The 15,712-nt window shown below is 45.9% G+C and carries 13 protein-coding genes and 1 tRNA gene; 3 read left to right on the top strand and 11 right to left on the bottom strand.

The window, feature by feature from the left end; translation table 11 throughout:
- Nucleotides 1–137 precede the first annotated feature (137 nt).
- Nucleotides 138–1,151, top strand: a complete 1,014-nt coding sequence (locus H9W84_RS00070) for an adenosine kinase (RefSeq protein ID WP_138018192.1) — start codon at nucleotides 138–140, stop codon at nucleotides 1,149–1,151.
- 96 nt (nucleotides 1,152–1,247) lie between these two features.
- On the opposite strand, the gene H9W84_RS00065 is transcribed toward H9W84_RS00070, so the two are convergent.
- The 11 genes from H9W84_RS00065 to H9W84_RS00015 all read right to left on the bottom strand — a co-directional run bounded on the left by H9W84_RS00065 (nucleotide 1,248) and on the right by H9W84_RS00015 (nucleotide 13,346).
- Nucleotides 1,248–2,423 (bottom strand): isovaleryl-CoA dehydrogenase, encoded by a 1,176-nt coding sequence (locus H9W84_RS00065; RefSeq protein ID WP_239741130.1) that lies wholly within the window; start codon nucleotides 2,421–2,423, stop codon nucleotides 1,248–1,250.
- A 16-nt stretch (nucleotides 2,424–2,439) separates the two neighbouring features.
- On the bottom strand, nucleotides 2,440–3,372 hold the full coding sequence (locus H9W84_RS00060; RefSeq protein WP_239741129.1) for a hydroxymethylglutaryl-CoA lyase: 933 nt from the start codon (nucleotides 3,370–3,372) through the stop codon (nucleotides 2,440–2,442).
- On the bottom strand, nucleotides 3,369–5,477 hold the full coding sequence (locus tag H9W84_RS00055; protein ID WP_239741128.1) for an acetyl/propionyl/methylcrotonyl-CoA carboxylase subunit alpha: 2,109 nt from the start codon (nucleotides 5,475–5,477) through the stop codon (nucleotides 3,369–3,371). The genes H9W84_RS00060 and H9W84_RS00055 overlap by 4 nt, the downstream gene beginning before the upstream one ends.
- Before the next feature lie 109 nt (nucleotides 5,478–5,586).
- The gene (locus tag H9W84_RS00050) at nucleotides 5,587–6,381 is read right to left on the bottom strand and encodes an enoyl-CoA hydratase/isomerase family protein (protein ID WP_239741127.1); all 795 of its coding nucleotides are present in this window, start codon (nucleotides 6,379–6,381) and stop codon (nucleotides 5,587–5,589) included.
- A 103-nt stretch (nucleotides 6,382–6,484) separates the two neighbouring features.
- Nucleotides 6,485–8,101 carry a carboxyl transferase domain-containing protein gene (locus tag H9W84_RS00045; RefSeq protein WP_239741126.1) on the bottom strand — a complete coding sequence of 539 codons (1,617 nt, stop codon included), beginning with the start codon at nucleotides 8,099–8,101 and terminating at the stop codon, nucleotides 6,485–6,487.
- A gap of 88 nt (nucleotides 8,102–8,189) precedes the next feature.
- Nucleotides 8,190–9,926: an AMP-binding protein gene (locus H9W84_RS00040; protein WP_275579702.1), complete on the bottom strand. Its 1,737-nt coding sequence runs from the start codon at nucleotides 9,924–9,926 to the stop codon at nucleotides 8,190–8,192.
- Nucleotides 9,927–10,369: 443 nt separating this feature from the next.
- Nucleotides 10,370–10,762 (bottom strand): hypothetical protein, encoded by a 393-nt coding sequence (locus H9W84_RS00035; protein WP_239741125.1) that lies wholly within the window; start codon nucleotides 10,760–10,762, stop codon nucleotides 10,370–10,372.
- A gap of 32 nt (nucleotides 10,763–10,794) precedes the next feature.
- Nucleotides 10,795–11,160, bottom strand: coding sequence for a SirB2 family protein (locus tag H9W84_RS00030; RefSeq protein WP_050325259.1), 366 nt, complete (start codon nucleotides 11,158–11,160; stop codon nucleotides 10,795–10,797).
- An 89-nt stretch (nucleotides 11,161–11,249) separates the two neighbouring features.
- Nucleotides 11,250–11,585 (bottom strand): BolA family protein, encoded by a 336-nt coding sequence (locus H9W84_RS00025; RefSeq protein ID WP_239741124.1) that lies wholly within the window; start codon nucleotides 11,583–11,585, stop codon nucleotides 11,250–11,252.
- Nucleotides 11,586–11,788: 203 nt separating this feature from the next.
- The gene (locus tag H9W84_RS00020; protein WP_128681148.1) at nucleotides 11,789–12,244 is read right to left on the bottom strand and encodes a DUF441 domain-containing protein; all 456 of its coding nucleotides are present in this window, start codon (nucleotides 12,242–12,244) and stop codon (nucleotides 11,789–11,791) included.
- A 277-nt stretch (nucleotides 12,245–12,521) separates the two neighbouring features.
- Nucleotides 12,522–13,346, bottom strand: a complete 825-nt coding sequence (locus H9W84_RS00015) for a M48 family metallopeptidase (protein ID WP_420846640.1) — start codon at nucleotides 13,344–13,346, stop codon at nucleotides 12,522–12,524.
- A 358-nt stretch (nucleotides 13,347–13,704) separates the two neighbouring features.
- On the opposite strand from H9W84_RS00015, the gene H9W84_RS00010 reads away from it, so the two are divergent.
- Together H9W84_RS00010 and H9W84_RS00005 are read left to right on the top strand one after the other, a co-directional pair.
- Nucleotides 13,705–13,780, top strand: a tRNA-Gly gene (locus tag H9W84_RS00010).
- Nucleotides 13,781–13,954: 174 nt separating this feature from the next.
- Entirely contained in the window at nucleotides 13,955–15,382 is a 1,428-nt protein-coding gene (locus H9W84_RS00005) for a tyrosine-type recombinase/integrase (RefSeq protein ID WP_239741123.1), read from the top strand.
- Nucleotides 15,383–15,712 lie beyond the last annotated feature (330 nt).

Below are 15,712 nucleotides of genomic sequence, written 5' to 3'. Positions count from 1 at the left end.
CCACAGATAACACAGTGCCAATCATTTGCCCGTGTCAGCCAATTTTCAGATATTAACTTTGACGGTTTTAATTTACAATGACACCACATTGAATTTAACTCACCTATTTTTTCCAAAATCGTTAAAAAGGAATCACAATGGCAAAAATCGTCGCCATCGGCAATGCGTTAGTTGACAGTGAATTTGTCGTCACCGATGCACAGCTTAACGCCACAGGCCTGACCAAAGGTAACATGACCCTAGCCAGTCACAGTGAGCAAGCTGACCTCATCGCCTCGCTCACCACGCAAAACATCACCGCGACCAAACAAGCCGGCGGCGGCTCGGCTGCCAACAGTATTTATGCCGCAGCAAGCCTTGGCGGCGATACTTTTTACGCTTGCCGAGTGGGTGAAGACGAGGCAGGGCGTTTTTATTTGGCGGATTTAAACGCCGCAGGTATCAAAACATCTACCAAGTCATTTGCTGATGGTACCACAGGTAGCTGTATGGTGATGGTGACCCCAGATGGCGAGCGCACCATGCAAACACATTTGGGCACTTCAGCAGAAATCAGTGAAGCGGATATTGAGTTTGATGCGCTCAATGATGCTGATTGGTTGTATCTTGAAGGTTATCTTGCTATGTCACCATCGGTACAACAGGCAATTGCTCAGCTAAAACAACAAGCCAAAGACAAAGGGGCTAAAATCGCGGTCAGTTTTGCCGACCCTGCCGTGGTCAAGTTTGGTCGCGAAGGACTTGATGCAATGCTAGAAGGTGGCGTGGATGCGGTGTTTTGTAACTGTGATGAAGCGCAGCTATTTACCAACCAAACCAGTCATTCGCAAGCCGCAGCAGCGTTATTGTCAGTTGCCAATATGGCAGTGGTGACCAATGGTGCAGCAGGGTCAATCATTGCGGTACGGGACGATGTTTCACGTGAAACAAAATTGATTGACGTGGCATCGCTACCCGTTGACCAAGTGCTAGATACCAATGGGGCAGGCGATAATTTTGCGGGCAGTTTTTTATACGCGCTATCGCATGGTCATGCGTTGGCAGATTGTGGCAAATTAGCCAGTAGCGTCGCAAGCCAAATCATTCAGCAGTTCGGACCCCGTCTCAAACCGGCGCAATACCAAGCGATTTTACAATCAACCTTAACATAGCGCACAGCTAATAAGGCGGATTTTGACAACCTATTTTGACAATCTAATAAAAAAGCCCTAGTTTTAGCTAGGGCTTGTGCTGATAAAGCTAATCAATTAAGCGGTTTCGCTGAACAGCTCACGACCAATCAGCATACGCCGTACTTCGCTAGTACCTGCGCCAATCTCATATAGCTTGGCATCACGCCAAATACGCCCCAGTGGGTACTCATTGGTATAGCCATTGCCGCCAAAGATTTGAATACCTTCCCCTGCCATCCAAGTGGCTTTTTCCGCTGTCCACAAAATCACGCTGGCGCAATCTTTGCGTACTTGGCGCACATGGTCTGAGCCTAACATATCCAAGTTTTTGCCCACGGTGTAAAGAAAGCTGCGCCCTGCCTGTAAGGTGGTATACATGTCCGCCACTTTACCTTGAATCAACTGGAATTCACCGATGGCTTGACCAAATTGCTTGCGATCGTGGATGTAGGGAATGACGTTGTCCATGACTGCTTGCATAAGCCCGATGGGACCTGCAGCGAGTACCGCACGCTCGTAGTCCAAGCCACTCATCAAGACTTTGACGCCGTTGTTAAGACCACCCAGAATGTTGTCGCTTGGCACTTCGACATTGTCAAACACCATCTCGCCTGTGTGACTGCCGCGCATACCGAGCTTGTCGAGTTTTTGCGCGGTGTAAAAGCCTTTCATGCCTTTTTCTACCAAAAAAGCGGTGATGCCTTTTGCCCCAAGCTCTGGGTTGGTTTTGGCATACACCACCATCACATCGGCATCCGGTCCATTGGTAATCCACATTTTTGAGCCGTTTAATACATACACGCCACCTTTGTCTTCGGCACGTAGTTTCATGCTGGTCACGTCTGAGCCTGCACCGGGCTCACTCATGGCTAAGGCACCAATGAATTCACCGCTGATGAGCTTTGGCAAGTATTTTTGTTTTTGGGCTTCTGTGCCGTTGCGTTTGATTTGGTTGATACATAAGTTGGAGTGTGCCCCATAGCTTAGCGCCACTGAGCCTGATGCGCGGCTGATTTCTTCCATGGCGACCATGTGCGCCACATAGCCCATGTCCACGCCGCCGTAAGTTTCGGGTACGGTGATGCCGTGTAGCCCAAGCTCACCCATTTTTTGCCACAAGTCCATCGGGAATTGGTCGGTGCGGTCAAGCTCAGCAGCGCGTGGGGCGATTTCAGCATCGGCAAAGGCTTTGACGGTTTCGCGTAGGGCGTTGATGTCATCGCCAAGTTGGTAATCGAGTCCTAAGTTCATAGTCATTCCTTGTTGATTAACTGACTGTTAAAGCTTTACGTTTATTTAAAATCGCTGTTGCCACCTTTGAGCCATTTTGTCTGCCCAAAAACGCGCTAATTTTTTGTCCGACATCGACCAGTTTGTCGAGATCAATACCCGTTTCAATACCCATGCCATGTAGCAGATATACCACATCTTCGGTGGCGACATTGCCGGTTGCGCCTTTGGCATACGGACAGCCGCCAAGCCCTGCCACCGAGGTATCAAACTGCCATACCCCCATTTGTAATGCTGCTAAGGTATTGCTAAGCGCTTGACCATAGGTGTCATGAAAATGCCCAGAGATATTGTCGATATCAATATAACGCAAGGCAGCATCCAACGCTTTTTGTACCTTGATAGGCGTGCCCACGCCGATGGTTTCAGCAATGCCAATATGTTCAGCGCCAATGGCAACGAGTTTTTCTGTCACATAGGCGACTTTATCGGTTGAAATATCCCCTTCATACGGACAGCCCACGGTGCAAGAGATGACACCGCGCACTTTGATGCCATGTGCTTTGGCGGCGTCAGCAACCGGGGCAAAACGCTCGATACTCTCAGCGATGCTACAGTTGATGTTTTTTTGGCTAAAGGCTTCACTCGCTGAGCCAAAAATCACCACTTCATAATTGGCAAATTGGTCACGGTGGGCAAGGGCGGCATCAAAGCCTTTCATATTAGGTGTGAGCACCGAATAGACCACGTCATCGCGCTTGCTAATGCCATCTAATACCGCATCATTGTCTGCCATTTGTGGTACCCACTTTGGCGACACAAAACTGGTGGCTTCAAGCTTGCGCACCCCTGCATCAATCAAGCCGTTAATCAACTCAATTTTGACGTCGCTGGGTACGGTTTGTTTTTCGTTTTGTAGTCCGTCTCTTGCGCCCACGTCGATGATTTTGACAAAATTTGGATAGTTCATGATTGGCTGCCCGTATCAAGTTTTAATAGCTCATCGCCATCGGATACCAAATCCCCTGCCTTAAACAGCAACTCTGCCACCGTACCATCAGTAGGGGCATTGATGGTATGCTCAATTTTCATCGCTTCAATCACTGCCAAAGCTTGACCTTTTTTCACTTCATCGCCCACATTGACCCGAAACGCCACCACTTGACCCGGCATGGGCGATTTTAAACTGCCGCCATCTTGAGGCTCGATGCCCACATGCGCCATGCTATCCACCAAGGTGATGACATCACTGGCATGATTTGAGAACACATATACTTGCTCATTGTGTCGCCATGCCTGCATCTGTTGGCGCTTACCGGCTGTTTCTCCGCCACTTAGCCATAGGGTAAAAGTATCATCGGCAGTGGGCAAATAACGAACATCGCCTTGATAGATGGGCGTGACAACGTCCGCGCCTTGTTTTTCGGCTTTGACAATGGCGTTAATCGTTAGATGAAATGCTTGTTCCTTGGCTTGCCCCTGAACTTGCCCCTGAATTTGGCTGATAACCGCCCGCAATGGCTTATCGTGATACACCAAATCAAACGGACGCTCATAATGGCTATACGCGCGCCATGCATCGGTTTTGCTAAAAGGGTCGTGGTTTTGGGTTTGCGCTTCTTGGGCAAGCTCGTTGACAATTGCGGTCGCCACCAGCCAAGGCAATTCACCACGCTGCTGTCCAAACAGTACGTCTTTTTCACGTTCAATCAATGCGGTATCAAGATTGGCATATTTGAACGAATCTGATTGCACCACGTGACGTAAAAACGCCACGTTGTTGGGCAGACCGACAATACGGGTTTCTGCAAGTGCTTTGTCTAATTTGGCAAGCGCCTGCTCACGGGTTGGCGCATGGACGATGAGTTTGGCAATCATCGAGTCATAGTAAGGACTAATGACATCGCCTTCGCGTACCCCATCATCTATACGCACATCTGACACCCTAAACTCGCTGTGAGTTGGCGTGCGGTAAATATTTAGCGTACCTGTGGCGGGCAAGAAATTGTTGTCTGGGTTTTCAGCATTGATACGTGCTTCAATCGCATGACCGTTGATGGTCAAGTCTGCTTGTTGTTTGGGTAACGGCTCACCGCTAGCAACACGCAGTTGCCACTCGACCAGGTCAGTGCCGGTAATCGCTTCAGTGACGGGGTGTTCTACTTGCAGGCGGGTGTTCATTTCCATAAAGTAGAAATTCATGCCGCCAAATTTATCTTCGGGTGAAGGGTCACGTTGCTCTACGATAAATTCAACCGTACCCGCCCCCACATAATTGACCGCTTTTGCCGCCGCGATCGCCGCCTCGCCCATCGCTTCACGCATTGCCACGCTGACATCGGGGGCAGGGGCTTCTTCGAGCACTTTTTGGTGGCGGCGCTGTACCGAACAATCACGCTCAAATAAATACACATAGTTGCCGTGGCTGTCGCCAAAGACTTGAATTTCGATATGGCGGGGACGCAGGGCGTATTTTTCAATCAATACGCTGTCATTGCCAAAGCTGCTAATGGCTTCACGTTGACATGAGCCCAAGGCGTCAATAAAGTCTTCGGTTTTTTCAACTAACCGCATCCCTTTGCCGCCACCACCAGAGCTGGCTTTGATTAGCACAGGGTAGCCAATTTTGTCGGCTTCGCTATGCAAAAATTCGGGGTCTTGGTTGGTGCCATGATACCCTGGAATGAGCGGTACATTGGCAGCTTCCATCAAGCGTTTGGACTCGGCTTTAAGCCCCATCGCGGTAATGGCAGACGCAGGGGGGCCAATGAACACCAAACCCGCATCCACGCACGCTTGGGCAAATTCGTCGTTTTCACTCAAAAACCCATAGCCTGGGTGAATCGCTTGTGCGCCTGTCTGCTTGGCAGCCTCCAAGATGCGCTCCCAACGCAGGTAGCTGTCTTTGGGCGCAGAGCCGCCTATATAAACGGCTTCATCACACACGGCTACGTGCTTGGCAAAGCGGTCAGCGTCTGAATATACCGCAACGGTGCGCACACCCAGTTTTTTGGCGGTGGCTGCCACGCGGCAAGCAATCTCACCACGGTTGGCTATTAAGATTTTTGAAAACATAATCGTCCCTTTTTATTTTTCAAGACCGCATCACCGCGGATCTAACTTGGCATACTTATAAAATTTGGCTTATAAAATCCAGCTTTTTACCTCAGTTATTTTACCTAGGTCATTCAAGCCAGCTTGGTTTACGTTTTTGCAAAAATGACTGTACGCCTTCTTTACCCTCGGCAGATGCACGAATATCGGCAATGCCTGCAACGGTATCTTTGATTAACTGCTCATTAATCTCGGTATACGCCACATCTTGCACCAGTTTTTTACACACCTTAACGGCATTTGGGCTGGCGTTGACCAAGTGTTTGACCAAATTATCAAGGGTTTGTGAAAACTCTTCTTCATCCACCCGCTCATGGATAAAACCGATTTTTTTGGCTTCTTTGGCATCAAATATTTCAGCGGTTAAGAAGTACCGATGCGCGGCTCGTGCACCCATCGCACGAATCACATACGGGCTAATGGTCGCAGGAATCAAGCCAAGTTTGACCTCACTTAAGCAAAAATTGGCGTTTTTTACGCTAATGGCGATATCACAAGCGGCGACTAGACCCATACCGCCTGCATATACATCGCCTTGAATGGCAGCGACGGTGGGTTTTGGACAGTGGTAGATGGTGGCTAGCATTTGCGCAAGCTTGCCAGCGTCTGCCAAGTTTTCATCGTGGCTATAATCCGCCATCGCGCGCATCCAGTTCAAGTCTGCACCGGCACAGAAGGCTTTGCCATTGGCAGTCAATACCACCACACGTACTTCGTCTTGCTCAGCGCAAAATTGAAACACATCGGTCAGTTCTTGGATGACATCGTCATTAAAGGCATTGCGTTTGTCGGGGTGATTGAGGGTAATGGTCGCCACGTGCTGGTCAATGTCTAACAGTAAACTATCATAAGTCGGTAATTTCATCGTGTTTTTCCTTTTTTTTATTGGGTAATGTGGGAGTATTTTTGATGCTTGCTCAATGGTGATAGAACAACCAACCAAGACTTCCGATTTTACACGCTGAAAATTACATTCTAAATACACCAAAGGTGGTGTCTTCAATCGGTGCGTTGTAGGCCGCACTTAAGCCGAGTGCCAATACTTGACGGGTATCGGCTGGGTCAATCACGCCATCATCCCACAGTCTAGCCGAGGCATAATACGGATGACCTTGCTCATCAAATTGCTGACGCACTGGCGCTTTGAACGCTTCTTCGTCCTCGCTTGACCAGTGCTCACCTTTGGCATGGTACTGGCTGCGTTTGACCGTTGCTAATACCGACGCCGCTTGCTCGCCACCCATCACCGAGATACGTGCATTAGGCCACATCCACAAGAAACGTGGACTGTACGCACGACCACACATACCGTAGTTACCCGCGCCGAATGAACCGCCGACAATCACAGTAAACTTCGGCACTTTGGCATTGGCAACCGCCATCACCATTTTGGCACCATGACGGGCAATCCCTTCATTTTCGTATTTGCGCCCCACCATAAAGCCTGTGATATTTTGCAAAAACACCAGCGGAATTTTACGTTTGCAGCATAGCTCGATAAAATGGGTGGCTTTTTGGGCTGATTCGCTAAATAAAATACCGTTGTTAGCGATAATACCCACTGGCATACCTTCAATATGCGCAAAACCACACACCAGCGTCGTGCCAAAACGGGCTTTAAACTCATCAAACTCACTGCCATCGACGATACGCGCGATGATTTCACGGATATCAAAGGGCTTACGGGTGTCAGTTGGGATGATGCCGTACAATTCTTTGGCGTCGTATTTGGGGGGGCGCGGGGTTATTTGCGCGGTAGCGTGGTGGATGGGTGTTTTTTGTTGGTTTAAATTGCCGATGATGTTGCGCGCCAGTGATAACGCGTGTAAATCATTTTGGGCAAGGTGGTCAACCACGCCTGACAGACGGGTATGTACATCGCCACCGCCTAAGTCTTCGGCGGTCACTTCTTCACCTGTGGCAGCTTTGACCAGCGGCGGTCCACCCAAAAAAATCGTCCCTTGATCTTTGACGATAATCGACTCATCACTCATGGCGGGTACATAGGCACCACCTGCGGTACAGCTACCCATCACGACGGCGATTTGGGGAATGCCTTCGGCGCTCATATTGGCTTGGTTAAAAAAGATACGACCAAAGTGGTCTTTATCTGGGAATACTTCATCTTGGTTGGGCAAGTTCGCGCCGCCAGAGTCGACCAAATAGATACATGGCAAGCGGTTTTCTCGCGCGATTTCTTGCGCCCGTAAATGTTTTTTGACCGTCATCGGATAGTAAGTGCCGCCTTTGACGGTGGCATCGTTACACACAATCATACAATCAATGCCAGCGACACGACCGATGCCAGCAATCACGCCTGCGGCAGGGATATCGGCATCATACATGCCATACGCTGCCATCGGTGAGACTTCCAAAAATGGCGTACCGGCATCTAGCAAGCGCTCGACACGCTCACGCGGCAATAGCTTACCCCGAGCCACATGTTTGGCGCGAGCAGACTTAGAGCCGCCCTGAGCAATGACCGCAAGTTTGGCTTTAAGGTCATCAACGATAGTTTGCATGGCAGCGGCATTGGCTTGAAATTCCGCGCCATTTGGGCTTAATTTACTTTGGATAACCGTCATTGTAAATCCTAATTCTGTCAAAGGGTGCAGCTAAATTGCTATTAGATGCCCTCTGTATTTATGTTAAGTTTTTGCTGAAGTTGAAAATTTAGAGTCCCAATTCTTGTGTCATCGCTTCCACGATTTTGAATTTTTGAATTTTACCCGTGACGGTCATTGGGAACTCGTCGACAAACTTCATGTAAGTTGGCACTTTATAGTGTGCAATATGATCTTTACAGAAATCGCGAATGTCTTGTTCGGTTAAGTTGCTGTCTTTTTTGGGGATAATCCAAGCGGCAAGGACTTCACCAAATTTCTTGTCAGGTACGCCCACGATTTGGACGTCACGGATTTTTGGGTGGCGATATAGGTAGTTTTCGATTTCAACAGGGTAAATGTTTTCACCACCGCGAATCACCATGTCTTTACTACGTCCGACGATTTTGACATAGCCTTCTTCGTCCATGGTTGCCAAGTCACCGGTATACATCCAGCCATCGACAATGGCTTCCGCCGTTTTATTGGTGTCATTCCAATAGCCGAGCATGATTGAGTAACCTTTGGTACACAGCTCACCTGTCTCACCGATGCCAAGCGTTTCGCCTGTCTCTGGGTTGACGATTTTGACTTCTAGGTTAGGCTGTACTAGACCTACGGTTGAGACTTGTTTTTCAAGTGGTGTGTGCTGGTTGGTTTGACAAGATACGGGCGATGTTTCGGTCATGCCATAGGCAATGGTGACTTCTTTCATGTGCATTTGGTCAATCACGCGGCGCATGACCTCAATCGGACAGCTTGAGCCTGCCATGATGCCGGTACGCAAAGTCGATAAGTCATAATTAGCAAAGTCTGGATGGTCAAGCTCGGCGATAAACATGGTCGGGACACCATGCAGACCTGTACATTGTTCTTTTTGCACGGTTTCAAGTACGGTGATGGGGTCGAAGCCATCATTGGGATACACAATCGTGCCACCGTGGGTCAAGATGGCAAGGTTGCCCAGTACCATTCCAAAACAGTGGTAAAGCGGGACAGGGATACACAGACGGTCATCGGCAGTGAGGCTCATGGCTTCACCGATGAAATAACCGTTGTTTAAAATATTGCGGTGGGTAAGCGTCGCGCCTTTGGGCGTGCCTGTGGTGCCACTGGTAAATTGGATATTGATCGGGTTATTGGGGTTGAGCTTTTTGGCACGTTCCGCCACTGCCGGATCATCGGCATCGCCTTCGGCAATCCATGCGGAGAATTTTTGCATATAGCTAAAATCCTCAGTGGACTCTGGGCTGTCAATCCAGATGACCCGTTTGAGATTGGGTAATTGCACGAGCTCTAAATTTTGGTAGCTTTGGTGACGCGCTTCAGGGGCAAGTTCTTGCAGCATCACCGCATAGTCGCTAGATCTGAAGTGACGCATCAATACCAGCACTTGGCAGTCGACTTTGTTGATGGCGTATTCAAGCTCAAAGATACGATACGCTGGGTTGATGTTGACCAGTATGATACCGGCTTTGGCTGTCGCCAATTGCATGATGACCCATTCAACGTTGTTGTGTGACCAAATACCCACGCGATCACCTTTTTGCAGACCCATACGAATCATGCTGCTGGCTAGCTGATTGACTTTACGCTGTAGCTCGCGGTAGGTGAGACGAATGTTTTGGTGCGCGGAAATTAAGGCGTCTTTATCGGGATTTTGTTCCACCATCTGATCAAAAAAATCACCAATGGTCAGTTCTATCAGTGGCGTGACCGGTCCTTTATCATAGCTTTGGGTGAGTGGGGCGTTGGCAGATTTCGCACCCATTACGATGCGTGGCAGGGTTAGCACGTCTTTGGTCATGGTAGCATCCTTACTATCGTGTTTTTTATCGTGTTTTTCTATCGTTTTTTGGGGGTGTTTACTAAGGGTTTATACGAAAGCTAGTGAAAACTTCGTGCTTACCTGAGTAAAAATTTTTACCCACTGATTAATACCCAAGTATTCCTTGACTTAAAGTATTGTTATAACGCTCATTTTAATTCATTTTTTTAAAATTTTTACCGTGTTTAACCATCAATATGTGACATATTAATCAATAAATTATGGACTTGTCAATCTAAAACGAGACAATCTTTATCGAAATAAAAATTATCTTTAGGCTAAAAAAATATTCGATACATATTCAATAGGTATTCAATGACACTGAATACCCCTAACCCAGCCACTGATTTGGCTGACCATAAAAAAACCCATCTCACTATGTAAAGATGGGTTCTACACTTAACAGGGTAAAATGGGATAAATTATTTTTCGCTATAGAGTTTGATGCCGGTAGCAAAGGAGCATTGTTTTAAGCGCGCGGCTTGTACCATCGCATCACGTTGTCCCATAGCAATCGATAGATTATGACGGTTGCCGCCATTGATTGAGCCTAAGCCGACACTCACGGTAGGATAAATACCATGGCGATTGCCCGATACGCCAATCCCAATGCCTGAAGCTTGCAAACCGGTGCGCTGATTGGCATTGGCATCAATGTATTGATTGACGCGCGTGTACTCATTGGCAAGCGCAACACAGTCATAGCTTTGGTAATTGTTGGCAGATACGTATTCAGGGGTAGGCGTGGTCATACACCCTGTCAAACCTGCCGTGGCGGCCGTCGCTAAAAGTATTGAGATAGCTAATTTTTTCATTATCCTACTCCCTTATGTTCACTGCTTTAGCCTTAAAATAGATTGAGCGGCTTAACAAATGCCAATGTCAAAATACCTATATAGGCAATAAAAGCAATCAACATACCTATTTTGGCTTGATTGGGCGTAGTCGTCTGGCGCGTGGCTTTGACAGTCGCCGAAATGGCAACAATGAGTAATACCATCTTGGCAATCAACCAGTGCGGCACTATACCTGCGCCAAACAATGGCATCGCCGTCACCGCGCCTGTTAAAATCACCAAGGCATACATCAGGTGTGCGCCGATTTTGGCAGATTTTGGCAAGCCTTGTCCTTTTGGTGCGGTAAATACCAACACGGCTTGCCACAAGAATAAGGCAATTAAAATCAATGCCATCAGCATATGTGCGTGTTTCATACATCAACCTTTTTTATAATAATATAGCGTAAATTAACTCAAGAGGTCTGTGGTTTTAGCTTATGTTGACACTCTTTTTTATCTGTATATTACCCTGCGTTTTGTCCTGCGCAATTGGGACTTTCGGGAGATTGTCCAACCGCTTGCCATTCTGCTTGTGTATAAGCATGAATTGAAAACGCGTGAATTTGCCCATCGCCTTGTGACAGTAACGTATGAATGAGTCCATACACCAACTGATGACGCTGTAACAAGCGTTTGCCTACAAATGCCTCACTGACAATGGTCAGCTTAAAATGGGTTTCTTTGCCCTCAAAATAGCCAGCATGGCGCATCGACTCATTTTCTAGCTGATAGACACTGGGCTGTAACGTTTGCAAACGCGCTGTCACGGCATCGGCAATCGGGGTAGCAAGTTGACTCATGTCGTCCTCGGTTCACTGATTTTATTCATCAAAAATGGGTAGCCAATGACAAACCTAACTGGTCACCACTTACCGCATTTTAGCCATTTTAGCATAGTTTTAAGGTAGCCTAATCTATCAAATTGGCTCGACTGGCAAAAATAATCTTGTGTCAATACCGCTCAAATTTTCTCTATCTTTGATGGCTTACTAGCTTATATGATTCACTTCGACCAATATAGCAAGGATAAAATCCCCGCGGCAATTAACGGACCCACCGCCACCCCGCGAAACAATACCACCCCGGCTACTGTGCCAATCATCAGCCCGGTGACTACATTGGGGTCAATTTTCATTAAATTCACCCCTCTTGCGCCCAGCCAAGTCACCAGCAATCCCACGGCGATGGCCAATAATGAGCGCCAACTGGCAAAAGATGTCATCAAGGCTTTGCTACTGACTTGCTCGGAGGCGATGGGCGCAATGACGGCAATGGTGAGCAGCAAAATACCCAAGTTGAGTCCATATTGCTGGATATAAGAAAAAATAGGTTGGTTATGGGGTAAAAACTTGATGATAATTAGCGCAGTCGCACTGACCCAAATCGTGGGATTGTGCACAAAAATACCGCAGCCCAAAATGACGAACAAGACTAGCAAATTAATATCAAGCTGATTCATGAATTTACCCTATAACTGTGACCAAACGCTTATTATGCCACTGACAATGCCGCTGTGCTGTTGAGATATTTAAAAAACTTCAATCAATCGGTTTTTTGACAACTTGTTAGGCTTGCTAGATAAATTGATGGGTAGGTAGATTGTTGAGTAAATTGATGGGCGGTGGATTATTAGGTATCAGCAAATTTTTAATCAACCCCTTATTTTGATTACTAAATTTGCTCACTAAAAAAGCCAATATCAACTCAATATTGGCTTATGACATACGAAGTTAACATTAACGGTAACGGCTTTGTTGGTACAATGGCATCACACGTGGCAATAATGATTGAATAGTGGCAATACGTGTTGAGCTCACCGGGTGGGTACTTAAAAACTGAGGTGGCTCGCCGCGACCGCCCGCACTCTGCATTTTACGCCATAGGCTAACTGCTGCATTAGGGTCGTAACCTGCCCGTGCCATCAACTCTAGCCCCATCAAATCAGCTTCCGTTTCTTGGGTACGGCTATTGGGACGAGAAATACCCAAATCTCCAGCTAAGCCTGCTAACTGTGCCTGACCTTGAGATAAGCCTAAGACGCTCGCGGCAATACCAATCCCTGTTTGGGTCGCCACATCACGCGATAGGCGCTCACGGGTATGCTCACGCAATGCGTGCGCCATCTCATGACCCATAATCGCAGCAATCTCAGCATCGGTTAGACTCAAGCGATCGATAATACCTGAGTAAAAGACAATTTTACCGCCGGGTAATACGTGCGCATTGAGCTCATTACTCTTAATGACATGCACTTCCCACGGCCATTGTCTTGCATCGCTGCGATAGGCACCTGTCTGTGCAATCAAACGCTGAGAAATTTTCTGTAAACGCGCCAACTGGGCAGGATTGGTATCAAGCAGACCTTTGGCACGGGCAGCGGCAATTTCTTGTTGAAAAGCTTGCTTGGAAAGTTGTTGCACTTGTTGGTCGGATACTACCAACAACTGATTACGGTCAACGCCAATCGCCCCCGTATCAGTGGTGGTTGAGCAACCTGTGGCACCTACCGCAATGACCGATGCCGCCAAACTTGACATCATGAGTTTTTTTGAAATTTTCATCTTATTGTTATCTCCAAATACAGCAAAAAGAACCAAGAGAAATATGAGGTTTAGACGCATTATAGCGAAGTCGCTAAAAAACAATCTGCTGAGATTTGCAGTAATTGCGTAACGATAGATACGTGGTGTGTTTCAGAGTGTGATAAAACAAGCTAATAACTATGGGTAGAAAGAAAAAAGGTCATACGAGAATAGGCAGCTAAAAAAGCTACTTTGCAATAAAAAATAGTTAAAATTAAAAAAAACGCATTTTTTTGAATTTTTTTTGCAAAAATGCTTGACGCAGTGTCAAAAATCCTTATAATACGCATCCACAACGACGCAACAAACATTCAAAATTGCTAGTTGACCACCTAATGCGGGAATAGCTCAGTTGGTAGAGCACGACCTTGCCAAGGTCGGGGTCGCGAGTTCGAATCTCGTTTCCCGCTCCAAATATCGGTTTTAGTAATTACCTTTAATTACCAAGCCACAAATTGAACCCTTGAAGCTAAAGCTTTCAAGGGTTTTTTGTTACTTGTCATTACCCTAAATTACCCCTATTATTACCCGAAAGCACCACAAAAAAGGTGTTATTTTTGGTGTTACTGATTTTAAGGGGGATTTTTATGGCAGAAAGACAAAATTATAAGCTTAGTGATAGGTTGATCAAATCACTGTGTAGTGAAACGCCAGCTAAAACCACTCGTCACGGCGACGGTGATAGCCTATATCTTATTCATATGCCTAATGATGGTATTTATTGGGTATTCAAGTATCGCTTCCAAACTGCTAAAGATATCCGCAAAAAAGACAAAGATTATCGCATTGGTATCTATAAATCTACTAGTACTCTCTTTTCCCAAACTTTTAAACCTGAAATGAGTATTAAAGAAGCTCGACAGGAAAGAGATCGTTTAAAAACATTAGTTAAACAAGGGATTGATCCTAGCGAACAAAAAAAAGAAAATAAACTTAGTTTTAATGAGGGTGATAGATTTATCACGATTGCAGAAAAATACATCGAGAGCCGAAGTAAAACCACGCCGAAAAACATTGGAAAACTTAAAAATTTTCTCAATAACCATATTGCTCCACTAATTGGTAATTATCCAATTCAATCTATTACTGTCCAAGACATAAATCTCACGCTACAAGCTATTGAAAAAAAAGCTATTGACCAAGGTAAAGCTTCAAGCAGTACTGCTCATGATTGTGGTGGATTTTTAAAAAGTGTATTCGACTATGCAATCAACAAGCTAAACTTTAATATAACTAATGTTGCACAAGGACGGACATCTGCACTAGAAAAGCATAAACCAAAAAGGATGCCCGTCATTGAACAACAACATTTTCCCGAGCTACTGAATAGAATAGATAATTATTGTATTGACCATCCGAATGCAGATGTACAAACAATGGCTGGCATGAAGCTTATAGCCCTTTGTTTTGTCCGTACTAAAGAACTACGGCATTTTGAATGGTCAGAAATTGATTATATTCACCATGTGTGGCGAATCCCCGCTCATAAAATGAAAATGGGTCGTGAGCATATTATTCCGCTCTCTCCACAAGCAATGAGCATCATTGAAAGCCTAAAACCTCTGACCGGTCATTTGAATTATGTTTTCTATAACTTTAGCCGTAAAAAGGTTTTTAGTGAAGCTTGGCTGAACCAAGCATTAAATCTAATGGGCTATAATGGCAAACAATCGTCTAATATGACAGGTCATGGCTTTCGGCAACTCGCTAGTACAGGCTTGAATGAATTGAGATTTGATAGCGATATGATTGAGCTACAGCTTGCTCACCTTGACGAGACTAGTGTAAAACGTCGCTATGACACATCTAGTATGCTTGCTGAACGACAGCTAATGATGAATGAATGGGCAAACTACCTCGATGAGTTAAGACAAGGAAAAACTAAATCATTTGATTTAATGACACCTGATGAGTTAATCAAGCTTAAATCAGACCGCAATGAAGCAAGTCTCATTGTAAGATTAAGACAGTTAAAATCAGAAGGGTTACTTGAAGATTTATTGGTTAAAATATAGAAAATAATTTATGAAATAAATTGTTCAAAAAAATGATGGGGAACTATGGGAAACTGGGGAATAGAGATAATATAAGTGTTATTGGATATATCCCAACTTTTCTTATAATTGGGAACAATGGGAAGTTATCTAAAATTTTGGCTGTACAAGGCTTATTAGCCGCATCAATCTTATTAAATTATTTCTAATAAATAAAGGTATTATTCATGACGATAACATCCATCCTAAAACCTTTGCCAATCCAAGATATTAATGACAAACAATTTTTTATACCCAATTATCAGCGTGGTTATCGTTGGACAGAGATGCAAGTCCAACAATTACTTAATG

It is taken from the genome of Moraxella tetraodonis, from assembly GCF_022359095.1.
Lineage (GTDB): Bacteria > Pseudomonadota > Gammaproteobacteria > Pseudomonadales > Moraxellaceae > Faucicola > Faucicola tetraodonis.
This window is presented reverse-complemented; position numbering and strand designations above follow the sequence as displayed.